The sequence below is a fragment of the Methylomonas sp. BW4-1 genome (genome assembly GCF_052474385.1).
The window spans coordinates 4,018,888-4,044,921 of record NZ_CP184125.1; the positions used below are offsets into that span (position 1 = coordinate 4,018,888).

21 protein-coding genes, 2 tRNA genes, 1 pseudogene and 1 CRISPR repeat array are annotated in these 26,034 nt (G+C 55.2%); of the genes and pseudogenes, 3 read left to right on the top strand and 21 right to left on the bottom strand.

What is annotated here, in order from left to right:
• Positions 1–35: 35 nt before the first annotated feature.
• From metG to ACH5Y9_RS18650, 3 genes are all read left to right on the top strand, one after another.
• Positions 36–2,105 (top strand): methionine--tRNA ligase, encoded by a 2,070-nt coding sequence (gene metG / locus ACH5Y9_RS18640; protein WP_445367138.1) that lies wholly within the window; start codon positions 36–38, stop codon positions 2,103–2,105.
• A 30-nt stretch (positions 2,106–2,135) separates the two neighbouring features.
• A complete protein-coding gene (locus tag ACH5Y9_RS18645; protein WP_445367139.1) occupies positions 2,136–2,708 on the top strand; it encodes an RnfABCDGE type electron transport complex subunit B in 573 nt (190 codons plus the stop codon).
• A 153-nt stretch (positions 2,709–2,861) separates the two neighbouring features.
• A tRNA-Arg gene (locus ACH5Y9_RS18650) sits at positions 2,862–2,938 on the top strand.
• Positions 2,939–3,180: 242 nt separating this feature from the next.
• Here ACH5Y9_RS18650 and ACH5Y9_RS18655 read toward each other — a convergent pair.
• The 21 genes and pseudogenes from ACH5Y9_RS18655 to hisF all read right to left on the bottom strand — a co-directional run bounded on the left by ACH5Y9_RS18655 (position 3,181) and on the right by hisF (position 26,020).
• On the bottom strand, positions 3,181–3,402 hold the full coding sequence (locus ACH5Y9_RS18655) for a hypothetical protein (RefSeq protein ID WP_205452906.1): 222 nt from the start codon (positions 3,400–3,402) through the stop codon (positions 3,181–3,183).
• A gap of 322 nt (positions 3,403–3,724) precedes the next feature.
• Positions 3,725–11,320: a CRISPR direct-repeat array (repeat unit 29 nt; unit sequence CGGTTCATCCCCGCGGGTGCGGGGAACAC).
• Between the two features lie 139 nt (positions 11,321–11,459).
• Entirely contained in the window at positions 11,460–11,783 is a 324-nt protein-coding gene (gene cas2e, locus ACH5Y9_RS18660) for a type I-E CRISPR-associated endoribonuclease Cas2e (RefSeq protein WP_445367140.1), read from the bottom strand.
• Positions 11,764–12,675: a type I-E CRISPR-associated endonuclease Cas1e gene (cas1e, locus tag ACH5Y9_RS18665; RefSeq protein ID WP_445367141.1), complete on the bottom strand. Its 912-nt coding sequence runs from the start codon at positions 12,673–12,675 to the stop codon at positions 11,764–11,766. Before cas1e ends, cas2e begins: the two co-directional genes overlap by 20 nt.
• A 35-nt stretch (positions 12,676–12,710) precedes the next feature.
• Positions 12,711–13,040 carry a type II toxin-antitoxin system RelE/ParE family toxin gene (locus ACH5Y9_RS18670; RefSeq protein WP_445367142.1) on the bottom strand — a complete coding sequence of 110 codons (330 nt, stop codon included), beginning with the start codon at positions 13,038–13,040 and terminating at the stop codon, positions 12,711–12,713.
• Positions 13,037–13,312 (bottom strand): type II toxin-antitoxin system Phd/YefM family antitoxin, encoded by a 276-nt coding sequence (locus ACH5Y9_RS18675; RefSeq protein ID WP_445367143.1) that lies wholly within the window; start codon positions 13,310–13,312, stop codon positions 13,037–13,039. The genes ACH5Y9_RS18670 and ACH5Y9_RS18675 overlap by 4 nt, the downstream gene beginning before the upstream one ends.
• 47 nt (positions 13,313–13,359) lie before the next feature.
• Entirely contained in the window at positions 13,360–14,238 is an 879-nt protein-coding gene (gene cas6e / locus ACH5Y9_RS18680) for a type I-E CRISPR-associated protein Cas6/Cse3/CasE (protein ID WP_445367144.1), read from the bottom strand.
• The gene (gene cas5e, locus ACH5Y9_RS18685; protein ID WP_445367145.1) at positions 14,238–15,023 is read right to left on the bottom strand and encodes a type I-E CRISPR-associated protein Cas5/CasD; all 786 of its coding nucleotides are present in this window, start codon (positions 15,021–15,023) and stop codon (positions 14,238–14,240) included. Before cas5e ends, cas6e begins: the two co-directional genes overlap by 1 nt.
• Positions 15,024–15,032: 9 nt before the next feature.
• Positions 15,033–16,100, bottom strand: a complete 1,068-nt coding sequence (gene cas7e / locus ACH5Y9_RS18690) for a type I-E CRISPR-associated protein Cas7/Cse4/CasC (protein ID WP_445367146.1) — start codon at positions 16,098–16,100, stop codon at positions 15,033–15,035.
• Between the two features lie 16 nt (positions 16,101–16,116).
• Positions 16,117–16,680 carry a type I-E CRISPR-associated protein Cse2/CasB gene (gene casB, locus ACH5Y9_RS18695; protein ID WP_101051485.1) on the bottom strand — a complete coding sequence of 188 codons (564 nt, stop codon included), beginning with the start codon at positions 16,678–16,680 and terminating at the stop codon, positions 16,117–16,119.
• The gene (casA, locus tag ACH5Y9_RS18700; protein ID WP_445367147.1) at positions 16,681–18,255 is read right to left on the bottom strand and encodes a type I-E CRISPR-associated protein Cse1/CasA; all 1,575 of its coding nucleotides are present in this window, start codon (positions 18,253–18,255) and stop codon (positions 16,681–16,683) included.
• A 25-nt stretch (positions 18,256–18,280) separates the two neighbouring features.
• A complete protein-coding gene (locus ACH5Y9_RS18705; protein WP_101051483.1) occupies positions 18,281–18,487 on the bottom strand; it encodes a type II toxin-antitoxin system HicA family toxin in 207 nt (68 codons plus the stop codon).
• Complete coding sequence (locus ACH5Y9_RS18710; RefSeq protein ID WP_033158589.1) at positions 18,484–18,687, bottom strand: type II toxin-antitoxin system HicB family antitoxin; 204 nt, start codon at positions 18,685–18,687, stop codon at positions 18,484–18,486. The genes ACH5Y9_RS18705 and ACH5Y9_RS18710 overlap by 4 nt, the downstream gene beginning before the upstream one ends.
• Before the next feature lie 48 nt (positions 18,688–18,735).
• Positions 18,736–21,444, bottom strand: coding sequence for a CRISPR-associated helicase Cas3' (gene cas3 / locus ACH5Y9_RS18715; RefSeq protein WP_445367148.1), 2,709 nt, complete (start codon positions 21,442–21,444; stop codon positions 18,736–18,738).
• A gap of 231 nt (positions 21,445–21,675) precedes the next feature.
• Positions 21,676–21,951: a J domain-containing protein gene (locus tag ACH5Y9_RS18720; protein WP_165385909.1), complete on the bottom strand. Its 276-nt coding sequence runs from the start codon at positions 21,949–21,951 to the stop codon at positions 21,676–21,678.
• 279 nt (positions 21,952–22,230) lie between these two features.
• The gene (locus ACH5Y9_RS18725) at positions 22,231–22,629 is read right to left on the bottom strand and encodes a DUF805 domain-containing protein (protein ID WP_445369904.1); all 399 of its coding nucleotides are present in this window, start codon (positions 22,627–22,629) and stop codon (positions 22,231–22,233) included.
• Between the two features lie 6 nt (positions 22,630–22,635).
• Positions 22,636–22,698: pseudogene (locus ACH5Y9_RS18730) on the bottom strand (zinc-ribbon domain-containing protein); the annotation flags it as partial.
• Between the two features lie 353 nt (positions 22,699–23,051).
• Entirely contained in the window at positions 23,052–23,237 is a 186-nt protein-coding gene (locus tag ACH5Y9_RS18735; protein WP_445367149.1) for a hypothetical protein, read from the bottom strand.
• 152 nt (positions 23,238–23,389) lie between these two features.
• Positions 23,390–24,514, bottom strand: a complete 1,125-nt coding sequence (locus tag ACH5Y9_RS18740) for a fatty acid desaturase family protein (protein ID WP_445367150.1) — start codon at positions 24,512–24,514, stop codon at positions 23,390–23,392.
• A gap of 263 nt (positions 24,515–24,777) precedes the next feature.
• Positions 24,778–24,853 (bottom strand) — tRNA-Thr (locus tag ACH5Y9_RS18745).
• A 10-nt stretch (positions 24,854–24,863) separates the two neighbouring features.
• Entirely contained in the window at positions 24,864–25,250 is a 387-nt protein-coding gene (hisI, locus tag ACH5Y9_RS18750) for a phosphoribosyl-AMP cyclohydrolase (RefSeq protein WP_445367151.1), read from the bottom strand.
• The gene (hisF, locus tag ACH5Y9_RS18755; protein ID WP_445367152.1) at positions 25,247–26,020 is read right to left on the bottom strand and encodes an imidazole glycerol phosphate synthase subunit HisF; all 774 of its coding nucleotides are present in this window, start codon (positions 26,018–26,020) and stop codon (positions 25,247–25,249) included. Before hisF ends, hisI begins: the two co-directional genes overlap by 4 nt.
• Positions 26,021–26,034 lie beyond the last annotated feature (14 nt).

Here is a 26,034-nt window from a genome sequence, read left to right on the forward strand (position 1 = left end):
AATCCGCCCTCATTTTCCCAGGCTGTTTTAACCCCATGTCTAACCGAAAAATCCTTGTTACCAGCGCCTTACCGTATGCCAACGGCCCTATCCACTTGGGCCACCTTGTCGAATACATCCAAACCGACATCTGGGTGCGGTTCCAGAAACAACGCGGGCACAATTGCTACTACGTCTGCGCCGACGACACCCACGGCACGCCGATCATGCTTAGAGCCGACAAGGAAGGCATTACCCCGGAACAACTGATCGCCGATGTGGAAAAACAACATCGCGCCGATTTCCAGGAATTTGGCGTCGCGTTCGATCAGTACCACAGCACCCATTCGCCGGAAAATAAAGAATACTCCGCGCTGATCTACAAACGTCTGCGCGCCGGCGGCCATATCAGCCAACGCAGCATCACCCAGGCTTACGATCCGGTGAAAAATATGTTCCTACCGGACCGTTTCATCAAGGGCGAATGCCCGAAATGCGGCGCGGCCGACCAATACGGCGACAGCTGCGAAGCCTGCGGCGCCACCTATTCGCCCACCGAACTGAAAAACGCCGTCTCCGCCATTTCCGGTGAGCGCCCCATCGAAAAAGATTCCGAGCATTACTTTTTTGAACTCGGCCATTTTGCCGAGATGTTGCGCGACTGGACCACCGCCGGCCACTTGCAACCGGAAGTCAGCAACAAGATGGCGGAATGGCTGGAAAACGGCCTGCAGCAATGGGACATTTCCCGCGATGCGCCGTATTTCGGCTTCGAAATTCCCGATGCGCCAGGCAAGTATTTCTACGTTTGGCTGGATGCGCCCATCGGTTACATGGCCAGCTTCAAGCACTTCTGCGACCGCCAAGGCCTGGACTTCGACCAGTTTTGGCAAAAAGACAGCACCACCGAGCTGTACCATTTCATCGGCAAGGACATCATTTACTTCCACGCCCTGTTCTGGCCGGCCATGCTGCACGGCGCAGACTTTAGAACACCCAGCGCGATTTTCGCCCACGGCTTTTTAACCGTCAACGGCGAGAAAATGTCCAAATCGCGCGGCACCTTCATCAAGGCCCGCACCTACCTGGACCATCTGAACCCGGAATATCTGCGCTATTACTTCGCCGCAAAACTCAGCGCCGGCGTAGATGACATCGACTTGAACTTCGACGATTTCAGCCAGCGTGTCAATTCCGACTTGGTCGGCAAAGTGGTTAATATCGCCAGCCGCTGTTCCGGCTTCATCGCCAAGCGCTTCGACGGCCTGCTTTCGGCAGAATGCGCCGAACCGGCACTATTCCAACAGTTTGTCGACGCCAACAGCACGATTGCCGATTTATACGAAAGTCGCGAATTCGGCAAAGCGATGCGGGAAATCATGGCGCTGGCCGACAAAGCCAACCAATATATCGACGAGAAAAAACCCTGGCTGATCGCCAAGGAAGAAGGCAAAGACGCCGAGTTACATGCCGTGTGCAGCATGGGCGTGAATCTGTTTCGGATGCTGGTAGCTTATCTGCGCCCGGTGATTCCGACGCTGGCAAACAACGCCGAAAGCTTTTTGAACATTCCCACACAAAGCTGGCCGAGCGATGCTCAACCGCTGCTCGACCATAAAATCAACAGCTTCGTACCGTTGATGACCCGCGTAGAGCCGGACAAAATCGCCGCGATTGTAGAAGCCTCCAAAGAAAATCTGGAAAAGACGCCACCGGTTGTAGCCAAGCCAGGCAAACAAGCTGCCGCAGTGAAAAACAATCCCGAGCAAGTAGCAAAAGCGATAGCCGAGCCGATTGCTGAAGCGATCGAGATCGAAGACTTTGCCAAAATTGATTTGCGCATCGGTCGAATCGTCAAAGCCGAATCGGTGGAAGGCGCCGAAAAACTGCTGCAACTGACGGTGGATTTGGGGACCGAAACCCGCAATATCTTCGCCGGCATTAAATCGGCCTACGCCCCGGAAGAACTGGAAGGCAAATTGACAGTGGTAGTGGCCAATCTAAAGCCGCGCAAAATGCGCTTCGGCACCTCGGAAGGCATGGTATTGGCGGCCGGACCCGGCGGCAAAGACATCTGGGTGCTGTCGCCGGACCAAGGCGCGCAACCGGGCATGCGGGTTAAATAAAGCAAGAGGCCGCAAGACAGCTTATTGGTCATGAGCGAGCAACACGAGGCATCTCTAGCCGTACAGATCGACGCGCTGCTACCGCAAACCCAGTGCCGCAAATGCGGTTACCAGGGATGCCGGCCGTATGCGCAAGCTATCGCAAACGGTGAAGCCGACATAAACCAGTGCCCGCCCGGCGGCGGCCAAGGAATCCGATTATTGGCGGATTTACTGAACGTCCCCGCCAAGCCGTTGAATCCGGCGTTCGGTATGACGCAGCCTTTACAAGTGGCCGTAATCGACGAGGCAAATTGCATAGGCTGCACCAAATGCCTGCCGCCTTGCCCCACCGACGCCATTCTCGGTGCATCCAAGCAGATGCATACCGTCATCGCCACCTTATGCACCGGTTGCGAATTATGCATCGCCCCCTGCCCGGTCAACTGCATCAGCATGATCCCGGCAAACGCCGAATGGACCGCCGCTAATGCGGAGCAATCCAGACAGCGCCACCAAGCCAAAAACCGGCGCCAAGCCAAAGCGGAAGCGGAAAAGTCCGAACGGCTGAATCGACAAAAACAGCTGCTGGCGAAACTTAATAAAGGAAAAACCGCTGTTTAAGCCAGGATTGGCAATGACTTTAACGGCATTTAATCTTATAATGGCGCGCTTACCCGATTCGGCCCAGTGGCCGATACATATCCTGAAAGGAAATCCTCTTAGGTTTTCAGGATTAAGGTAAAAAGCCTAAACCGCTTGACTGCAAATCACATAGCGCCCGTAGCTCAGCTGGATAGAGCGCAGCCCTCCGGAGGCTGAGGCCAGAGGTTCGAATCCTCTCGGGCGCGCCATTTGACATGTTTCCTACCCTATCTTGACTCTGCGTGCGATGGTGCCGAGAGGTCTTTAGTAGCAAATAGTCTTTTGCCATGCCTGTCAAACCCGCTTCCGAAACCCTGATCAAATGGACATTTAATATTAGCCTGCCTCTTAACGTCTCTGGAGTCGCCATACCCGCGAAAGCAGAAATCCAAAATAGCCACCGGGCTATGGCCATAGCAAGAACGGCGATACTTAAAGACTAATAAACAGGCTAATCCGGATTGAAGTCACTCAAGGCGTTTTCAAGTTCCTCCAACAGGGTCTTTAACACTTCGGCTTCTTGAAGCAAATGGCTATTTTCTTGGCGGACGGCTCGCCCCGGAACGGCATCAGCCTTAATACTTGGTTTATCCGTTGCTGATTTAACCGGCATATCGGTTAATAAAGCTTCAAGCCCGCGGCCCAGGCCGCGTTTGGGTGGAATATTATTCATATCAATTTAATGACAACAACAAATCCGCAGCACTTGCGGCCGCTTAAGGCCATCATCTCCAGCGCATAGACCCTGGTAACTTCGGCGAAGTGTTGCTGCAACATCAAATAAACTCCTCTTCTAATCCCGGGGAACCGAGCCAATACAAACTGGGGCAACGAATACCAGAGAACCTCCATTTCGCCGGCGAACAAGGCATTTTAGCAATTTCCCTGCCGGCAAGCCGATCAGAAATAGCGGTTGTAACAGAATACGCCCCGCATTCCATGCCTCGACACTTACACCAACGCCACGAGTAGATATGAGGAAGATCAACAACAAGCCATTCATCCCCGCGGGTGCGGGGAACACGGCAAATGAAGCTTCAACAGCTCCAAGAAGCCACATTCATCCCCGCGGGTGCGGGGAACACATCATGGTTTGAAGCGCTTGTGTCTGCGTTTCCGGTTCATCCCCGCGGGTGCGGGGAACACTCGAACTGCCTGCCATCCATCGCCGCCGCCACCGGTTCATCCCCGCGGGTGCGGGGAACACGGTTCGCACCACGGCATCAATCTCAGCACTGGCGGTTCATCCCCGCGGGTGCGGGGAACACATATCCCGGCTGGAAAACAACATAGACACCCGCGGTTCATCCCCGCGGGTGCGGGGAACACACCGGTGTTTTGGTGATCGGTATCGCTATGGCCGGTTCATCCCCGCGGGTGCGGGGAACACCCCGCCACATGAATAACCAACTCCCCGAAAGGCGGTTCATCCCCGCGGGTGCGGGGAACACGCGCGAATCTTGGACCATTGGCCGGTTAAATACGGTTCATCCCCGCGGGTGCGGGGAACACCTGGAAATTAAAGCGGAAAAAGTATTGCCCGTCGCTTCATCCCCGCGGGTGCGGGGAACACTTTGTATTGACAAACAAAAAAATAACTGTATACGGTTCATCCCCGCGGGTGCGGGGAACACCATCAATCCGGCGGCCGCGCCGAGCTAATCGCCGGTTCATCCCCGCGGGTGCGGGGAACACTGCATCGGTCGCCGTATTCGGCAAGGCCATTACGGTTCATCCCCGCGGGTGCGGGGAACACCACAGGGCTTAACTTTAGTGCGCCGGATGCGGCGGTTCATCCCCGCGGGTGCGGGGAACACCGAAGCGGCTATGATGGTGTCCATATCTATCACGGTTCATCCCCGCGGGTGCGGGGAACACTCGTTCTGGGTAGTTCGCTGCCTGGACGTGTCCGGTTCATCCCCGCGGGTGCGGGGAACACATTGGCGCTGATGATCGTCGTTGCTGTTGCGACGGTTCATCCCCGCGGGTGCGGGGAACACATAAGGGCGGCTAGTCCTATTGTTAACCCTGCCGGTTCATCCCCGCGGGTGCGGGGAACACATAGTAATCAACTGAGTTTTACACTCGACAAACGGTTCATCCCCGCGGGTGCGGGGAACACGCAAAAGTGGAAAGAAAAAGGAAAGCCGTTTCCGGTTCATCCCCGCGGGTGCGGGGAACACCGGTTATCGATCCCGTTTTAGTTAAACGTCGCCGGTTCATCCCCGCGGGTGCGGGGAACACCCAGCTTTTACGAGCTTAACCGCTGCGGTTGACGGTTCATCCCCGCGGGTGCGGGGAACACACACAAGGCGCGGTCTGTTCGTCTGGAGCAGGCGGTTCATCCCCGCGGGTGCGGGGAACACTCAGTATTCCTCGTCTTCGTCTTCGTCGTAGTCGGTTCATCCCCGCGGGTGCGGGGAACACCGAGTGTTTCTGATTCGGCTAACTCCTTCGCTCGGTTCATCCCCGCGGGTGCGGGGAACACCGGTGTCACGTCAACGGTTGAGGTCTATTCCTCGGTTCATCCCCGCGGGTGCGGGGAACACTTGTTCGTCCAAATTAATCGACGTGCCGAAACCGGTTCATCCCCGCGGGTGCGGGGAACACAAGGTGCAGTTAAATTTAAAGGAAGCCTAGCCCGGTTCATCCCCGCGGGTGCGGGGAACACTTATCGGGAATATGCCCGATGAAATACACACGCGGTTCATCCCCGCGGGTGCGGGGAACACACGGTTGGGCGGTTTTCTTTTAGCCTGGCTGGCGGTTCATCCCCGCGGGTGCGGGGAACACATTATGTTGACCTTCGTCGGTGGTATCGCTGGCGGTTCATCCCCGCGGGTGCGGGGAACACCCAGTGCCGAAAAAAGAGCTTGATTGCTCTGACGGTTCATCCCCGCGGGTGCGGGGAACACTCGTTGAACTCTACTGAAACAACTTCGACATACGGTTCATCCCCGCGGGTGCGGGGAACACAGTGTTCGAGTGTACTGGTTCAAATAATGTGGCGGTTCATCCCCGCGGGTGCGGGGAACACAAAGGCTCGCATATTGGCGAAATAGACAGCGACGGTTCATCCCCGCGGGTGCGGGGAACACAGCGTTACAACCCTTGCGGGTAGGGTGTGCGGCGGTTCATCCCCGCGGGTGCGGGGAACACCTATTAAAGTAGTTCCCGCGCGTGGTAGCCGGCGGTTCATCCCCGCGGGTGCGGGGAACACCGAAGGATTACATCATCAGCGGAGCCACCCCGCGGTTCATCCCCGCGGGTGCGGGGAACACGTTTCAGGCATAAAAAAAGCCCGCTCAAGTCGCGGTTCATCCCCGCGGGTGCGGGGAACACCGCCTCGGCTGCCGAGTTGGTAAACGATGCCTCGGTTCATCCCCGCGGGTGCGGGGAACACCCAACCCCGTGCGCTCTGCTATCGTTTCTCGGCGGTTCATCCCCGCGGGTGCGGGGAACACCCGGCCAACAGCCCGCCGACACCCGCAACAACCGGTTCATCCCCGCGGGTGCGGGGAACACTTTAAGTTACCAGCGGGACAGTTAACGCATATCGGTTCATCCCCGCGGGTGCGGGGAACACTGGAATGAAAAAAGTTTTATCAAATCCACTTCCGGTTCATCCCCGCGGGTGCGGGGAACACTTTACCGAATTGTTTTAAACGCTGTTTTATACCGGTTCATCCCCGCGGGTGCGGGGAACACCTGCAAGGCAAGTCGAAAAAGCTATAAACAGGCGGTTCATCCCCGCGGGTGCGGGGAACACCAGCGGGACAATGCCGCTTATAAAATCTCGATCTGGTTCATCCCCGCGGGTGCGGGGAACACTTAGTGCCGGAAGCCGGCATTAAACCGATTGACGGTTCATCCCCGCGGGTGCGGGGAACACGTCATGGGCTTTAAGCATCAAATGGCTGTAGGCGGTTCATCCCCGCGGGTGCGGGGAACACGGCAGCGCACTGGAAAGAACGGTATATCGAAGCGGTTCATCCCCGCGGGTGCGGGGAACACGTTAAGGGATGAATTACGCCGACGCAAAATTACGGTTCATCCCCGCGGGTGCGGGGAACACGCTACCCTCTTTGATCAGCCCTTCGGCAAACGCGGTTCATCCCCGCGGGTGCGGGGAACACCCTCCCTCTTTAGACTACCCCCAACACTAAGGCGGTTCATCCCCGCGGGTGCGGGGAACACACCAAGACCTTCGTTACGTTGCAAGGCATGGGCGGTTCATCCCCGCGGGTGCGGGGAACACGTATTAGAACAGGCAAAGTTAGAGTTATAAATCGGTTCATCCCCGCGGGTGCGGGGAACACCGCGGCGAGATCAACCTGTTCGGCAATAAATACGGTTCATCCCCGCGGGTGCGGGGAACACATGGTGTGACGCAGTCTATGCAGGCCACCGAGCGGTTCATCCCCGCGGGTGCGGGGAACACAATGACCGGGGCAAAAGTGACATTGCAATACCCGGTTCATCCCCGCGGGTGCGGGGAACACAGCTGCTTATCGTATGTCCACCATTTAACCGCCGGTTCATCCCCGCGGGTGCGGGGAACACTGCTCGGCATTCAACGCACTGGCGATAGGATTCGGTTCATCCCCGCGGGTGCGGGGAACACCCACAGCGTCAGCAAATGGGCGCCTGCTGCGGCGGTTCATCCCCGCGGGTGCGGGGAACACGGTATAGACTAGGCGGCGCGCCGCCCTGGCTGCGGTTCATCCCCGCGGGTGCGGGGAACACGCATCAGGTGCCAACTATTTAAAATCGGCATCCGGTTCATCCCCGCGGGTGCGGGGAACACCTCTCCGCGCTGTTCCTGGCACGGTCTTTGATCGGTTCATCCCCGCGGGTGCGGGGAACACTTTATCGACATCGACCTAAGCACCGACCGCGTCGGTTCATCCCCGCGGGTGCGGGGAACACCCTGGCCAGCTTGCCCACGTCCTGCGCCATACCGGTTCATCCCCGCGGGTGCGGGGAACACGAAAACCCCGCTCCGGTAGATGACGGTTCTATCGGTTCATCCCCGCGGGTGCGGGGAACACCGCTAAGTCCAAAAGGGAAACTAATTTGTTGCCGGTTCATCCCCGCGGGTGCGGGGAACACGAGGCTTTACGAACTCTCATTAGGTCCATTAGCGGTTCATCCCCGCGGGTGCGGGGAACACTGTTTTGGCGAGGATTTTGGCCGCCTGGGAGACGGTTCATCCCCGCGGGTGCGGGGAACACACGCCGTTAAATTGCGACCGGGCAAAAGTCGCCGGTTCATCCCCGCGGGTGCGGGGAACACGCTATGGTGAGTGTGGCCAGCGGTTCGACCGGCGGTTCATCCCCGCGGGTGCGGGGAACACAAATGACGACGATACTTATCCAAAGCGATTTGCGGTTCATCCCCGCGGGTGCGGGGAACACCGCACGGCATAGCGGCCCGCCGCCAAGGCTATCGGTTCATCCCCGCGGGTGCGGGGAACACCAGCATTGGACCTTTAAAGGCGCGGCTATCTGCGGTTCATCCCCGCGGGTGCGGGGAACACCTCTTGAACACTATAAGTGTACTGACAGTTGCCGGTTCATCCCCGCGGGTGCGGGGAACACCTGCATGGGGATAACTCGCGGCCCGCAAACCCCGGTTCATCCCCGCGGGTGCGGGGAACACATTCTCACCGCCTCGACGGGATACCCGGCAGGCGGTTCATCCCCGCGGGTGCGGGGAACACGTGTTCATCGTCCTGCGCGGCGGTGGGTTGATCGGTTCATCCCCGCGGGTGCGGGGAACACAAGATTCAGTTAAATTTAAAGGAAGCCTAGCCCGGTTCATCCCCGCGGGTGCGGGGAACACTTGAGTAGCCATCCCATTAACTCCGCGCTTCGCGGTTCATCCCCGCGGGTGCGGGGAACACCCCCTAGTATGACTTCGATAACTGCCGAAAAACGGTTCATCCCCGCGGGTGCGGGGAACACATGACCGGCATAGCCGATTACAACTACCCAGCCGGTTCATCCCCGCGGGTGCGGGGAACACATGGACAAGCCGCCGGTTTTCCGTACCACCGGCGGTTCATCCCCGCGGGTGCGGGGAACACCTTGCGCATTTCTTCGCTGTCTAGCTTTTTGCCGGTTCATCCCCGCGGGTGCGGGGAACACACGGAAAGCCAGATAAGGCCGGTAGTGGCGACCGGTTCATCCCCGCGGGTGCGGGGAACACACCCATTTCATCCCTTTTTAGGTTTGACCATCCGGTTCATCCCCGCGGGTGCGGGGAACACGGGCAGTCTTACGGCAAAGCCCGCGACAAAGGCGGTTCATCCCCGCGGGTGCGGGGAACACCGGCATGGTCGGCACCATTAAAGCGGCGGATGCGGTTCATCCCCGCGGGTGCGGGGAACACGTTTCCTCATACCAGCCGCAACGCAAACACTCCGGTTCATCCCCGCGGGTGCGGGGAACACGCGCGAAGCCGGAAGCCGAGCGGCGTTTTTGACGGTTCATCCCCGCGGGTGCGGGGAACACCCTGTTCCCGTTATAAGGCCCGCTAGGCGTGGCGGTTCATCCCCGCGGGTGCGGGGAACACGCGGATTATTACGTGGAAATGATGGCGGACAAGCGGTTCATCCCCGCGGGTGCGGGGAACACCCACGTTGTACAATGCGCTGCCGGTGTTAATACGGTTCATCCCCGCGGGTGCGGGGAACACTGATTTTAACCCCTAACGTTAAAATTGATTTTCGGTTCATCCCCGCGGGTGCGGGGAACACTGCGCTTTGGTATCTGTTTGCACCTATACACACGGTTCATCCCCGCGGGTGCGGGGAACACAACGATGTACGGTCTAGTTAACATGCCTCCAAGCGGTTCATCCCCGCGGGTGCGGGGAACACGAGTGACTAAAACAATATCCGGTTCCTGTCCGCGGTTCATCCCCGCGGGTGCGGGGAACACTCATGCCGTCTAAGTACCGTAATGAAATAACACGGTTCATCCCCGCGGGTGCGGGGAACACTTTTGCGTTATTGCTTTCGCTTTCTATTTGTGCGGTTCATCCCCGCGGGTGCGGGGAACACGCGCGATCCGCCACCCAAACCATCAACAATGGCGGTTCATCCCCGCGGGTGCGGGGAACACCCGGATGATGCTAGTTTCGCAGATAATCGGGCCGGTTCATCCCCGCGGGTGCGGGGAACACTAGCCAACGATCAGCGACTGTTGCCCGATTGCCGGTTCATCCCCGCGGGTGCGGGGAACACGGGGTAAAAAATGGAACAATGGCAAATTGATTTGGTTCATCCCCGCGGGTGCGGGGAACACATAACGCATTCCAGCAAATTACCGGGATTTCCCGGTTCATCCCCGCGGGTGCGGGGAACACCGCCGCCACCATTTAGGGCAAATGAGACGAGCCGGTTCATCCCCGCGGGTGCGGGGAACACCATGTCCTGGGTGCCGCGCCAAGCTTCAATGGCGGTTCATCCCCGCGGGTGCGGGGAACACAATGAAATCCTTCATCATCCTTTTTGACGAGTCGGTTCATCCCCGCGGGTGCGGGGAACACTCCATCACCGCTTGTTTAAGCTGTTCTAGCGTCGGTTCATCCCCGCGGGTGCGGGGAACACGCTTTTTCCATGCTAACGCCGTCCTGCATCATCGGTTCATCCCCGCGGGTGCGGGGAACACATCGACGTGATTAACACCATGCTCGGCAGCCGCGGTTCATCCCCGCGGGTGCGGGGAACACTTCGCTGTTCTGTAGTCGCTTCCGGTTTTTGCCGGTTCATCCCCGCGGGTGCGGGGAACACTCTTCGATTGGCTTGCCGACAATCTCGGAAAACGGTTCATCCCCGCGGGTGCGGGGAACACAACTGACGAATTCCCCAGGTAGACGACCAAGCCGGTTCATCCCCGCGGGTGCGGGGAACACCGACGTTCGCTCGGCGGTTGCCGCTCGACCGGCGGTTCATCCCCGCGGGTGCGGGGAACACTTTTGTAAGCATCAACGGCTGAATTAAAACGGCGGTTCATCCCCGCGGGTGCGGGGAACACAAAATATACTTTACCAATTAGGTGTATATCGTCGGTTCATCCCCGCGGGTGCGGGGAACACATAACCGGGGGCAATTCCAAGTGCAATTTAGGCGGTTCATCCCCGCGGGTGCGGGGAACACCGTATTTGCAGAATTGCAAAATCAATGTTTTGCGGTTCATCCCCGCGGGTGCGGGGAACACTCATCATCATAGAAATCAACCTTATCAACATGCGGTTCATCCCCGCGGGTGCGGGGAACACATGCCAGCGCGTATGGTAAAAGCTGGATTTTGCGGTTCATCCCCGCGGGTGCGGGGAACACATGAGCCTTATTATTCCTGACCAGCTTTCTAACGGTTCATCCCCGCGGGTGCGGGGAACACCAAGGCGAGTTTCAAATGAACACATTTTTTTTCGGTTCATCCCCGCGGGTGCGGGGAACACCCCTTTGATAAATCACGTGCAACGGTACTCGCCGGTTCATCCCCGCGGGTGCGGGGAACACCCAGAAACGTTACGCCGTCTGATTATTCGAGCCGGTTCATCCCCGCGGGTGCGGGGAACACACTAATCGTAACTCATTGTTACGCATATAAAAACAACCCGTCCAATTTTCTACCGAATTTTTCGGTATTTTCCAAGTTGTTAAAAAGCTGGCGACTACCCTTACAGCGCCCTATATCCCAACAGGAATTTAGTGCACCTTCACCCCGCCCCTCGCCCGGAGGGCGAGCGAGACAAATCGGCCTCTTCCGGCGGAAAAAACGACACCAGTTTCAAGCCGTCAAGCTCTACCGGTAGCCGTCTATTCTTTCCTAAAGTCATAAAATCAAAACCGGATTCGGTATTGGTGGACCAGGCCATCACGGCGTTGCCCTCCTCCAAGCCCTGCTCGACTTGCGACCAGATCATCTCCCGCACCTTGGCCGACAAGTCGCCGACGTAAACCCCGGCGCGAATCTCGATCAGCCACACCGCCAAGCGTCCGCGCAGCCTGGGCGGCACGTTTTCAACTACGATGACCAACATCGCCGATGCCCTCCGCATTGGGAATGGCCGGGGCGATGTTTTCCTCGACCGGTTTGGGAATTTCCAGTTCGCCGGCCGCCAGCACTTCTTCGATGGTGGGGATGATCTTGCGCAGGATTTTGGATTGACGAAACACGTCGCGGCACATCAGCCGCACTTCGCGTTCCGGGTTGGAGTAGTTTTTGGCGGCGATTTTGAAGGCGTGCGGGACGATGTCGTCGAATTTGAACAGGTCGGCGATGTCGTAAACGAAAGACAACGGCTTGCCGGTATGGATAAAGCCGATGGCCGGCGCGTAACCGGCGGCCAGCACGGCCGCTTCGCAAATGCCGTATAGGCAGGCGGTGGCGGCACTGAGACAGCGGTTGGCGGTATCGCTGTTGTCCCACGCCGTATAATCGTAATTGCGGCCCTTCCAGTCCACGCCGGCCTGCTTGGCCAGCAACTGGTACAACTTCCTGACTCTGGCGCCTTCGATGCCGCGCAGTTGTTCGACGCTACGGCGCTCGGGCGGTTTTTCGCCGAAACGGATTTCGTACATTTTGCGCACCACCTTCAAACGAGCGTCGTCGTCCAGCGCCAGTTTGGCCTGGTAAAGCAAGCGGTCGGAACGCGCGCCGCCGGGTTGGCCGGCTGCGTATAACCTGACACCGGCTTCGCCAACCCAGACCAGCAAAGTCCCTGCTCGGGCCGCCAGGGCGGCGGCGTGATGGGAGACGCGGGTGCCGGGTTCCAGCATGATGCAGGCAATGGAGCCGACCGGAATGTGGGTGCGGATGCCGGTTTCGTCGATGACGACGAAGGCGCCGTCCTTGACATCTATCTGGCCTTTTTCGATAAAGACCAGCGAGACACGTTCTTTCATGGCAATGGGTTTTAGGGGTGGGAGCATGGGTAAAATCATCCTTAATTTTGGGGATCGTTCGGCTAGAGAGCGCCTATCAATCGCTGGGTTAACAGCGTTTGCATATCCCGGCGCCCATCCAGAATGGCATGGACGACCACTTGTTCAAGCATGCGTTGATAGACGATGCGATAGGGTTTTACGATGAGTTGTCGATATTGGCGAATGCCCAAACCCAGTAACCCTTTAGGTACGGTTCCACGCTCGTTCAAATCCGCGAGGCTATTGACGGCTGTTTCGAGGGCGTCGATGATTTTTGCCGCCACCTTATCACTGACTTCCACTAAGAAATAATCATTGATAGCCAGCAAATCGGCCAAGGCCGGTTCGGTCAGCCTTACCGGAACACTCATGCCAAGCCGCGCCGCTTACGTAAACGACTAAACGCCTCTGCGCTGGACACCGTTTTGCCTTCCGCTAGCGCTTGCTGACTTTGCGCCAACATTTTCAGCAAGGCCAGGGTTTCCTGAGTTTGCTCGTAATCGGCAACCGACTGAACTACCATCGCCGCCTCGCCGTTTTGGGTGATGATCATAGGCTGATGATCGGTTTTTAATTTTTCGATCACCTCAGCGGCGTTGGCTTTTAAGTAACTGATGGGTTTTATGTTTTCGGATAGTTTCATTTGGTTTTGCTCGCAATGAAATAAATTCAGACTGAATTAAGTCCGAATTATAACCGCCGCACCATCAACAAACCACAGCCAAATGCCTTGGCCCGGCCCAGGCCGGTGAATAGGGTTTGGCGAAATTTTTCGGCGTCGGTGATTTGCAGTTCGCCGGTGAAATCGACCGAGCTAAAGCCGGATTTTTCGCCTTTTTTGACAGCCTTTTGCTGCAAGCCGTGCCATGCGTAAGTGCTGTTTTGCAACTTGGGTAAACCGTCATCGCCGCTCAGTAACGTAAATCCGCAACGCTCGCCTTGCTTGATCATCCAACTAGTCAGTGCCTGATCGACGCAGGCTTTGATCGCCCATTCCAACTTATCAGCCAAGCCGGAAATTTGCCCCAAACGCTCGGCGTAGTAACGATCCCCAGCCAATAATTCGGATAATTCAGCCTCCAACGCCGCCCCGCCCTTTTCCAGTAACAGCCTTTTGTAAATACCTTTATCGGTTTTGGCGGGCAAAGAAACATCCAGGCCATGCGATTTGATCAACGACGCCAAAAACTGCAATTGCGCATCCATCGCCACATCATGCTTTTTGCCTTGCCGACTGACCACTGGGTTGACCCGGCAATCGAATTGCAGGCATAGGCCGTTCGCCAATCGTGGGTCGTATTCTTTACTCTCGACCTTGAACAACGATCCTTCATGCTCAATAGGCTTATTTTGCGAAACGACGTAATACAAGGGCTCGCCGCGTACCGCCGGCGACGGACCAATCTGTTCACGGGCGATTTCTTCGCGGTAAAGAAAAGTCCGTTTGTCCTGTTCCGGAAACAAATCCCACAACAATTGATGGCAACCGTAAACGTTGCCTTCCAACACTCTCGCCAACTGCGACGATTTGTAAATATCCGGCCGTATCCTGACCCTGGAAAAATACATCACTCGCCTCCCTGATAAAAATAATGTTCCTGACGCGGCGCGAATTGCCACCGTTTGCGCGATAAGGGTTGATCGTGGCGGACTCGGGTTTGGCGATGCTTTATCAAATTGATGTCCTGTGCAAAGTCTTGCGGCTCGCCTTCCCAGTAATAATAGCGTTCACCACCAGCATTCAGCCAATCGGCGTCTTGCTGAATCAGCTGACCTGCTGCACCATCTGCCTGTTTGCGCGGCAATAACGGTTTATGTGAATAGGCTTTGAAGGCCGACAACAGATCGGGTTGTTCAGTCAGCAACTGCGGATGCAATGGGGCTGCCAGCGGACAAGATTTGCGACCCAGATACAAATGAAACACTGGCTTGCGCAGTTTTTCCTCGATTTGTATCAGACTGAACGGCGCATCCGGTAAAGCGCGCAAAGCCACGACGGCCAAGGCATCACTACGATATTCGCGGCTGGACAAAATCGTGCCCAAGCGCTCCTTGCCCAACACCAATTCGTCGCGGCGGGTACGGTAAACAAACTTGCCGGCCGAATCCGGCACTTGCGCGGTATGGTAATCGCGCAACAGTTGGCCGGTGCTGAACACTTCGACGGCCACTTGGTAACCATTCTGCAAACCGACTTGTTGCGCTTCGTCGCTACGTTCTATGCCCAGTGCCGCGCCGACCAATCCCAATATCGCCGACTTGCTCGGATAATTGGCGCTATGCCGGCTTTCGCCAACGGCGATTTCACCCCAACTCGCCATCGGCCCGTATAATCGGAATAACAATAGGTCCATGACCGGCTCCTATTGAGCGACGAAGTCGAGCAAACCGGCCAAAGTACCTTGGCGTTGCGACGGTAAGGCATTCAGTTCGTAACGGCTATCCGCGCAGGCGCCGTAAACTTCGTCAAAGCTCTCGTTCTGCGCTTTCAACGCCAAAATGGCCTGAATAGCATAATCGTCAGCTTCGCGGCCAACGGGTTTCAAATAAGCCACCGACAAGGAACGCGGCTGCTGGTCGCCCTTTTCCGCCAACACGAACGACGCATAAGCCCTGGACGCAAAGCTGTTTTGCTTGCCTTCCGGCGCAACTTTGACGGCGGCTTCGGTCAAGGCGCGAATGGCTTTATTCGCAAGCTCGGCGTTGCCATCCAGGTTTTTGATCAGCAACTCGCGGTTGATGCAGATGTAGGCGTAAAACAAACCGGCTGCGAAGCGGGTTTCGCCGATGTGGGCGGCACCCATGTCGTCCTGGCCGTTGTTTAGATCGTCGACGGCGGTGAAATAATCGTCTTCGATCACCACCGGATGCACGCTGATGGCGTGCGCCACTTGGCAAGCAGCTTCGATGTTGAAGGCCGGGCTGGATGCCAGCATACGGCCGAACAAGGCAATGTCCACCGCCTGTTCCTTGACTCGCAGCAAATTCAATTCGTCTTTTTCCGGCGCTCGCTGTTCGGCAATCAATTTTGCGGTCAGCACATCCAATGCCGACCGTTCCGCAGGACTGACATGCACCAATTGTTCGATTTCCATTTCCGCCAGCGGGTCGCTTTTGTCGGTTTTTTTCAACGCGCCGAATACTTTGGCAATGTCCTTGGTCCATTCCTTGGCGTCTTTTTCTTTAACCCCGCCTGCCAACAGCTTGTTATAAATCTCCAGGCCAAGCAATTTGGTCCGGGTGCCCAAATGGCCGGCAACCGCCGCCTGGAACATGTCCGAGGTCCGCCAGGTTCTTTTCAGGCATTGCGACGACACCCGCAAGCGGTCGTAACCTCCCATCTTCGCGGTTTTCGGGCTGCCTTGATCGTCGCGGTTCAGGTTGGCGGGCGGGTAAGCGGTCAGCAAATGCAGTTGAATGAAACGGCTCATGTGTCTCTCCTTGAAATTAATTTTTGGGTAAGGCGGTGAAATAGTCGGTGGCCCAACGCACAGCAAGGCGGTCTTTGGGATAGCGGCCCAGCGGCTGATTAAACTCCTTATGCCAATGAATGATGTCGTTGGTGAGCGACACAACATTGGCGGTTTTGCCAAGCAAACGAATCGCGCGCAGCATGCGCCGATAAAAGTCTTCGACGGTTGGGCTTTTTTGCAGTTGCTGAAAGCGCAACTCGCTCATTGGCGGCTTGGCTTTATCTTTGGCCGTACCCAACTGAGCGGCAAAACGGGCAGTGGCATCGTTGGTTTCGACATGCGCCAGCAAACCAACAATAGATGCGGCGACCAACAAGCGCTGCTCGGGCGACACCTTTTGCGGAAAATCGTCCGGCATTTGCCGTAAGAAATGGAAAAAGGCGTCGGTCAACAAAATGTCTTCCGGCGCTTCGGCGCGGCGTAAACGGGCGCGGGCGCCACGATTACCACCCCGGTCGCCGTCGTCGCCGTTCAACCAGCGATGCCAGGCCAGCAAAGCCGGTAATTCCTCAGAAGTTAAAAAATAGTTCTCGCTCATTTAGGCAGCCTCCTCCGTTTTGGCATGGGTTTTCAATTGCTTGACGATTTTGTTGCCGTGAAAACGGCCTAACATGGATTTCCGGGCGTTGATAATCCGTTTTAAATCGAGGTCTTCCGGGGTAGCGCTTAAAGTTGCAACTTCAAAAACCTCGATCATTTTCGATCTCAACGCTGCAAACCAATCAGCGTAAATGTCAGCCGGGGCCATACCACCGCCGTCCGACAAGGTAGCCAAGCGTTCCAAGAGGCGGAAAAACTCCGCTTCGCTGGCTTGCCAAAATTGCGCGTCGATTTGGCTCATGTCGCCTTTGGCATCTTCTGGGCGTCGAAACCAGGCGGCTTTGACTTCGCTACGCAAAATCTTCACGGTTTCCCGTGCCGCGGCTATCAATTCGCCAGCCCAACCGACAAGGTTGCGTTGCTGCTGTGCGGACAGATAAAACACCGGAAACCTCGCTTCGTACCAGCAACGCGCCTTCATGTTGTCCATGTCGTAACCGAAGCACCACAATGCCGCTCCGCCCCGGTCGGCCAACTTGCGACCGCGCTCCTGGTTGTATTGGCAAACAATTTTGGCGGCTTTGTCGCCGTTGCTATCGTCCTGCAAGGCCAAGCCCAACCAATGCCGGTAACCCAAACCGCCTTGCTGGCCTTTCAAAGACAACGGTGGATTGACCTTTTTCGGATCATGACGGTACGGCGTTAACGGATGTTGCCAAGCGCCATCGTAATTGGTGCCATAGTTTTTAGTACGGTATTCGCGGAACAACGTCTTGGCATCGCATCCGCATACATCGCAAATACCCGGCTCAGGAGTTTCGCTCAAGCGAATCCGGCGCGGCATGCCCCAATATGCGTGCAACGGATGAACGTCGACCGGCGTGGTGATTTGGCCTTTTTCAGAAGTGCGGGTTTTGTCCAACCAGGGCATGATGGATAGTTCCAGTTTGTCCAAAGGTTGCAGGTCTTCCTGATTGAACACATTCAACCAAAGCTTTTGCCACAACGTGGTTTGGCTAGCCTTAGGAAGCACCAAGGTCGTCAAAGGCCCGCCGCCGCGCAAGCCGACCCGATGTCCGACACCGCCGGATGGCGCGTTGGTTTGCAAGGTAAACAATGCGCTAGCCGCACAGCTTGGGCATAGCTGGTTCGCCGAGCCGCGTTTAATGAAGTGGTCGAGATTGTCTTTCAGCGTTTTACCGCCGGGCGCTTCGATCAGCAACGCCGCGATAGGCTTGGCTTCACCGTCCGGTAGTGCCAAATCCTGCAAAAATGCCGGGCCGTTATCGCCAGTCAGTTCGAACGCTGGCGAAAGTGATGACAAACGACCTTGCAAATCTGTGGAGTCAGGCGCCTCTTCCCAGTATTCCAACCATTGATCTTCGTCTTCGGGTGCAAATCCGGTTTGCAGCAGACCGATCAGGAACTGATACAACGCCCCATGAAAATCCGGCCTCGGCGCGTTGATTTCGATTACCGGGTTTTCCGTCTCGGCGATTTGCCAGGGCGCGGCCAAATCGTGTAAGCCATTTTGGCGAATGACCGGTATCCAGCGATCCGCTATTAAATTCATCTTGTCTCCCTGCTTGAACTTGAAATTACAATTCGGCTTCGCCGATGTCGGCCATCTTCATGATCTGCTTTTGCAAGCCGATCTTTAACGCACTATCGCCATGCACCGGCACGGAGATCCTGGTGATGCTGCCCGCTTTGGCGTAAATATGATGGCTGCCGTTGATTCGTTTTAAATCCCAACCGCGCATCTCCAGCAATCGGCACATGCGCTTGCCGCTGATAGCCTTCACACGGCAATCTCCATGATTCGGTCGTTACTGCCAACGCTGGCCTCATCTATATCCACCGATAAACACCCTTCCACGGCTTCATAAATATTGCTTAGCAACTCGTCAAAGCTTTCGCCTTGGGTTACACAGCCCGGAATCGACGGCACTTCAGCCCAGTAACCGCCTTCTTCGGCTTCGTGAATGATGACTTTTAATTTCATACCAGACCCTCGTAAATGGAATTGAACAATTCATTTTAAACACTCTTTTCAGTCTGCCGGCGTATAGCCAGCAAATCCATCCGTCGCCGAATACAGATTTTGCCCATCGAGCAAAGGCAACACTTCCAGCCAACGCAAGGCTTTTTGTTCGTTTTTCAAGGTTTCGACTTGCTGCTTCAGTTCGTCGGGAAGTTGTTGGCTAACCTTTTTCCATTCGCGTTCCGGCAATTTGATGGTGCTCATCGCCCAGGCGTAACGCTCGACATCGGCGTAAGGTTTAAGCTGACCGTCAACCAGCACAGCCAACGCCACCGAAATACTTTCCTCTTCGGTAAGACGTGTGGGGATTCGGGTTTCCTCATCCCACTCGCCGCTTTTCCGGGTATAGCCTTTGTCCAGCTTCAAGACATTCAAGTCGGCCATGCTCCGCTGTACCATGGTTTTGCCTTCCGCGTCGAAGGAAGCTTCTTGCAATGCAAGCGGTATCCGAGCCTGCGCTTCGTCGGCATACACGCCTTCAATCAATTCCCGCGCATCGTCCGGCATAGCGAAACCGCTTTTATCTTCCAATAATCGAGCCGACAGCCATAGCTGACCAACGTGGGGGTAAACCGCCTGGGTGCCGGCGTGATCCGGCTTCAACCAAGCGGCGTTTGCATCTTCTGAAGGCGTCGGAGCATACAGGTAAAACACCGGTGCGCCGCGGCCATCTTCCGCGCCTTGTTCACACAAACGGTTGCCTAACGCATCGCGGACATGGCGGCGCAAACGGCCGGCGCGTTGAATCAGTAAATCGATGGGTGCCAAGTCGCTGATCAGTACATCGAAATCCAAGTCCAAGGATTGTTCGACCACTTGCGTGGCAATCAGGATTTGGCCGTTGCGCTGGTCATGCCCTGATTGTTCGCCGAAGGTTTGCAAGGTGCGGTTTTCGATGACTTGCCGGTCTATCATCGCAAAACGGCTATGGAACAGTGCCAAACAGTTGGCAGGAAAGCCGCTGCTCAGCAGGTTTTGATAAGTCTGGCATGCGGATTTGACAGTATTGCGTATCCAGCAGACGCATTCGCCTTGCTCGGCGCTGTGTCGAATTTTGGCAATGATTTGTTCTTCGCTGTCCATGCGTTGAACGCGAACCGTGCGTTTGACTTCGGCTCGGGTATCGATGGGCTTTTCCAGGTTTTGTGCCGGCGTGTGAGTCGCCAACGGGTAAGCCGCCGGATAGGCCAAATTCGGCGCTTCCAATCCGAGTCCGCGATGAAAAGCCGCGGTTAGAGTTTCGCGCATGGTTTGCGGCAAGGTGGCCGACAACAGAATCGCGCTGCCACCCTGGCGGGCATGGGCTTCCAATAATGCCGAAAGTAGTTCTCGCATATAGCTGTCGTAGGCGTGAACCTCGTCCACCAATAGTACTTTGCGGCCCAATCCCAGTAAACGCAAGGATTGATGCCGCGCCGGCAACACCGCCAATAAAGCTTGGTCGAGCGTGCCGACGCCGACATCCGCCAGTAAGGCTTTTTTGCGACTGTCCGCCAGCCAGGCGTTGCAGTAAGCGGTAGCGCTCAGTTCCTGATCTTCCTCGAGTCGGCCGTTCTGATAATCGGTATCTAGATTTGCTTGCTCGGCCAGTAGCACCGAATCACGAAAGGCTTGCGACAATTCACGAGCACCATGCGCCAGTACCAACGATGGCTGTTCGCCGACTTCATAAAAGCTGCGGTAGACCTTACCCAAGCGCTGGTACATGGCGTTGGCGGTCGCCATGGTCGGCAAGCCGATGTACAGACCGTCAGCCAAACCTTTTGCAATCAAGCGTTGCGTCAAAATCAACGCCGCTTCGGTTTTGCCGGCACCAGTGACGTCTTCGAGGATGAAGAACTGCGGTTGATCGGTCAACGGCTCTTCGGCAGCGTATCGTTGTAACGGCGTAGGCTGCTGGATAAAGGGAAACAGGGTTTGCACGGTTTCGAATTTTCCGGCTACAGGCGGTTTAGGCAAACCGGCAAGCACTTGTTTGGCCTTGGGTAACGCAAAGTTTTGCCAATATTCGGTAAGCGGCATCGGCTTGGCGCAATAAGTGAAATGCTCCTGATTCGAACCCAACCAGTCGGCCAACACGGCTATACCGGCGAATTGCCAAGACAAAGGTTTCAAGCGCTTGTAGAGGTTTTTATCGCTCAGAGGCTGAAAGTCGAAACTGGCTAAAAACTCTTCGAACCAAGCCCGCACAAATTCGAATGCGGCTTGTTTATCGTCAATTTCATCAGCGTGAAAAAAATTGCCGATGTTGAAACCGCTTAACTTCGGCGGCATGCCATGGTGGCCAGTGACGATTTCCAGCCAGGGATCTATTTTGTCGATCCAAGCAGTTTGATTCGACTGAAAGTGCTGCGCCAATTTTTCTTGCAATACGTCCCGCCACAGCGCGAATCCCAAGCTATCGTGGCGCTCGGAATAAGTCATTCTCGGATTCGGTTTGACCAAATCGTCCGACAAATCCGTTCTCAAGCCTTGGAATGCGCGAGCGAATTTACCCAGATCGTGTAGAACAAGACAGAAGGTAAACCAACTTTGAAGCCATTCCGGCTCGACTTGCAGACGCATTGCCAGTTGCTTACAAACCGCTGTATCCGGCGCCAGCCAAAGCGCGCCCACCGCTGCCACATCCAAACAATGGTAAGGCAATAAATGGTACGCGGGGCCGATGTCGGCTTCCGGCTTGGCTTTACCCCAATATTGGAAATACGATGCTGTCACGCTCAGTCCTTGATTTGATTGAATCCATATCCGACAGATATGCTACGCCGCCAGGTAGTGTAGTCGTTTGCAGGTATTCATCAATGCTGAGTCGACCCGGCACAGCAAGAGTTCGGCGTTTGTTAAGTGCTACGCCGCTGGTGATGTTTACACGCCAATGTGAAAAATCAAGGATCACGTAAAATGGTGTAGCCATTGTCAGCCCCAATCATCCTGAGTCCGGTGGCGACATCACACCCTGCCCTGCTCTTGTAGCATGGCGTAGGCGGCGTTGATTTGTCGGGTTTCTTCCTCGGCGAGTTGTTTGATTTTTTCGCCAAACACGCCGACTCGGTCCGGGTGGTATTCGGAAATTTTCTTTTTGTATGCTGCTTTGATGTCTATCGGTATGGCATCGGCAGTTAGACCGAGAATTAAATAACAATCCGCTAACGATTTGATGTGTTGATCGTCTTCAGGCAGTTTTATTTCGGTTATATACACATTGCGATGTTCGTCGATATCCAATTTGAATTGTGCATGGCACTTTCGGCATCGCGCTTTGTTACCTTCAATGGGTAACGTAAATTTAATGTGTTGCGCACAGGATGGACAGGAAATTGTCCTTACATTGGCAGGCGTTCTAAGGGTGGGCTGCTTTTGATTTTGATGTTTGCGTCGAACTTTTCGGGCATTGAAGACCAGCAGCGCGACCAAAACAATGTTCAATATTAGCGATGCGGACAAAGCAATATTGGTCATCATCCCTGCTAATTGACTGATCGACGAAGTTTAAAATGAAGGGGGTTAAACAGGCGGCGCCCCGTAGTCGTTCGCACGGTCATCGCCTTTTGACACCATCCAGATGATATACGGGATGATGCCGATGATGGTCAGAATAATCAGATACCACCAGCCGCTATGCCCGGTATCGTGTAATCGGCGGATATTAACAGCCAGCGACGGAAATAGAATTACCAAATTGGTGATCGCCGTGACGGTAGCCGGCTCGCCGTAGGACGATTGATCGATAATTCCCGCCATCATCGATACCAATAACGTGAAAAGCGCAAACCACCAGTATTCAGCGCGTGATGCTCTACCTGTAAAAACAAATGCCTTTGCAAAACAGCCGGACACCGATTCGGTAAACGTCATATCCCGTCCGTTAGCCACTGGCCCGCGATAGCCGTTATTCGCTTGCATGGCTGCGCCACACTCAAGGCAGAAGTTTGCATTGTCCGGATTTTGTTTTCCACAGTTTGGGCAGTACATTTTGCGCTCCGACAGACTCTTTAAGTGACGATATTACTGCGATATGGAAAAATGTGTAGCCCGTTCGCACATTTTTCATTTAGTTTCATTTAGCGGCTTTGACGATAGGGATCAAACACTTTGCAATGCTGACCAGTGACCATGCTTGCAATGCACGCCAGCAAATAAAGCAATCCCGACAAATAGCGAACGCACCGCCTCACCAGGTTTATCGCCATTTTCCACGACACGGTAAGACTCAGAAAAAGCAGGTGAAACCTTGCCTGAATGCGTTTATACAAAACCGCTGGCAGTCCTCCGCGAAAAGGCGGCATAACACGACTAAACCGCGTTGCACGGTTTACGCGGATTAACTATTTATTCTGCTCGTCCGCCGCATCGTTGTTGTCTTTCGGGGCGGCATCGACAACGCGCTTTTTCGGCTTCTTAATAGCGGTCTGCTGATTGATCCGTTCAAGCTGGGCTAGAAAGTACGAGTCGTAATTCCAGTTTGGTTTTGCTGCGATGGGTTCGGGTTTGGTATCTCTGATGTCGCTCATAATATTTTCGTTGATTACACTCGTGTGTGGGCAGATTAACTGCATTGACATAAATTAGCGCGCATCGCCAGTCACCCAGAATCGCATAGGCTCTTCGCCTAAAACATAAAGTTTGATTCAGTGGGTTATTTAAACAACTCGCGCTGGACGTATTAAACAGCCGCCGGCTTCAGCATTGAGGTTTTGCCTACCATAATATCCGCGGCTTTCAGCATGCGCTTAAATACCGATTCCTGGCAGTAAGGAATATTATGTTTCTCGCACAGCGCTTTCACTTGCGGCTGCAATTTTTGGTATTGGCTTAGCGGCAAATCCGGCCATAAATGGTGCTCAATTTGATAATTCAACCAGCCGTAGAAAAAATCATTCAAATTAGACCCGGTTGGATAATTGACCGAACCCAAAATCTGCCGCAGATAAAACTCGCCTTTACTATGCGATTTTTCATCGAACATCATCACGTCATCGCCGGCATGATTGGGGATCATCACCAAAAAGCTATGCATATTGGTGAAAATTTCCGCCAGAATCGAATTGATCAATACGCTGACAGCGGCAACCCCGCCGAGCGGTAAGAATAGCAGCGGTATTAATACAAAACGATACGCGCTATAAGGCAATACGCTTTGCAGCCATAGCGCCTTACCTTGCGGGGTAAACAGGCTCCAGGCACCGATACGTGTGGTCTCGGGCTTGGGTTTACCTTGCAGGCGGGCGGCATTTAAAACCAATTCTTTATGCGTGCGCGGGGTGTAATAAATAATTTTCCAGATACCGGAAAACAAAGCCACGATGGCATAGCGCTGCCACATTGGCAACGTGGATTGCCGCAGCCATTCCATATTGTGCTGGGCATTGTTGGGATCGGTCTCCTCACCCAGGTTGTAATGATGCAATAAATCGTGTTCGTGATGCCAGCCGGCCGGGGTCATCCAATCCGGCCAATCCAAAAACCGCCGCCAACCCTTTGCAAACTTCTTGCTGGTGTAGTTTTTGTCCACATCCCGCATTTTATCGAAGGCTTTATGCACGATGGGGTGGCCTACCCCGGTCCAGCGGGAAAAACTACCCTGACTGATCAACAACGCGGAAATCGGGTTGGGAAAAATCCAGGCGGTCGCGTAACCAACGAGAGAGCAAGCCTTGCCCCAGCGCTCGACTTTTTGCAAATGTTCGAAATCGGCAGGACCAATATCGGCTAACGCTTGTTTATGAATTTGGCTGATGTCTTTGGCTAATTGTTCGCGATCAACCGACTGGTAACTATTTAAACTCAAAATGTGTTGTCTCTGTAAAGTGCAAGGAAAGGATTTGAATACCTTCGGATAAAAAGTCAGGATTTAAAGCGTCCGGACGGCGCTTAAAATTAGCGGTTGCGGCCTATAGGGTCGGAACGAACCAAAACTGGCCGGCCAAAACGGTATAAGTCTATAGACTATCCGCATCTTTGCACGCGCTATCAAACTCCCCGACATCCCGCGCGCGAGTTTAACGAAGCAACTTTTGCAAATGTCTAAAAAGGATAGAGTGTTGATTTAAATGGTGCCGGCAATAGGAATCGAACCTACGACCTTCGCGTTACGAGTGCGCTGCTCTACCTGCTGAGCTATGCCGGCGTGTGATTGTCTATTTGTAGATGGCTTTGGGGTCTTTGAGTACCGGCTCGGTGGCTTGCCATGCACCATCTTTCAGGCTGCGGTAAAAACAGCTTTCCCGACCGGTGTGGCAGGCGATGCCGCCTTCCTGTTCAATTTTAAGCAATATTACATCAGCATCGCAATCCAATTGCATATCGATGACTTTTTGCCTATGCCCGGACTCCTCGCCCTTGCGCCACAAGCGGTTGCGCGAGCGGGACCAATATACCGCATAACCTTCGGCAACCGTCAAGGCCAGCGATTCGCGGTTCATCCAGGCAAACATCACCACCCGGCCGCTATCCTGCAGTTGAGCGATGACCGGCACCAAGCCGTCTTCGGTCCACTGGATTTCATCCAGCCAGGCAACGTTCATAAGCGTACCTCTATGCCTCTGGCTTGCATATGTTTTTTGGCTTGCTCTATCGTATATTCGGCAAAGTGGAATATGCTGGCGGCCAAGACCGCATCGGCTTTGCCTTGGGTGATGCCGTCGGCTAGATGGTCCAGATTGCCGACGCCGCCGGAAGCGATGACCGGGATGCTGACCGCTTCGCTGATCGCACGGGTCAAAGCCAAGTCAAAGCCGGATTTGGTGCCGTCGCGGTCCATGCTGGTCAAAAGAATTTCACCCGCGCCGTAGTCTTTCATTCTGACGGCCCACTCCACCGCGTTAATGCCAGTCGGTTTGCGGCCGCCGTGGGTAAAGATCTCCCAGCGGTTTTCCTCGCCTTCCTGACTGACTTTTTTGGCGTCGATAGCCACCACGATACATTGCGAACCAAACTTTTCAGCCGCTTCCTTAACAAACTCCGGGCGAAATACCGCAGCGCTGTTGATGCCCACTTTGTCCGCGCCGGCGTTGAGCATGCGGCGGATGTCTTCCAACACCCGGATGCCGCCGCCCACGGTCAGCGGGATAAATACTTCGCTGGCCACTTGCTCGACCACATGGACGATGGTGTCGCGGTTGTCGTGGGTGGCGGTGATGTCCAGGAAGGTGATCTCGTCGGCACCCTCTCGGTCGTAGCGACGGGCGATTTCCACCGGGTCGCCGGCATCGCGGATGTCGACAAATTTTACGCCTTTCACGACGCGGCCGTTATCGACATCCAGGCAGGGAATAATACGTTTGGCTAGGCTCATGGTTTACGATTTAG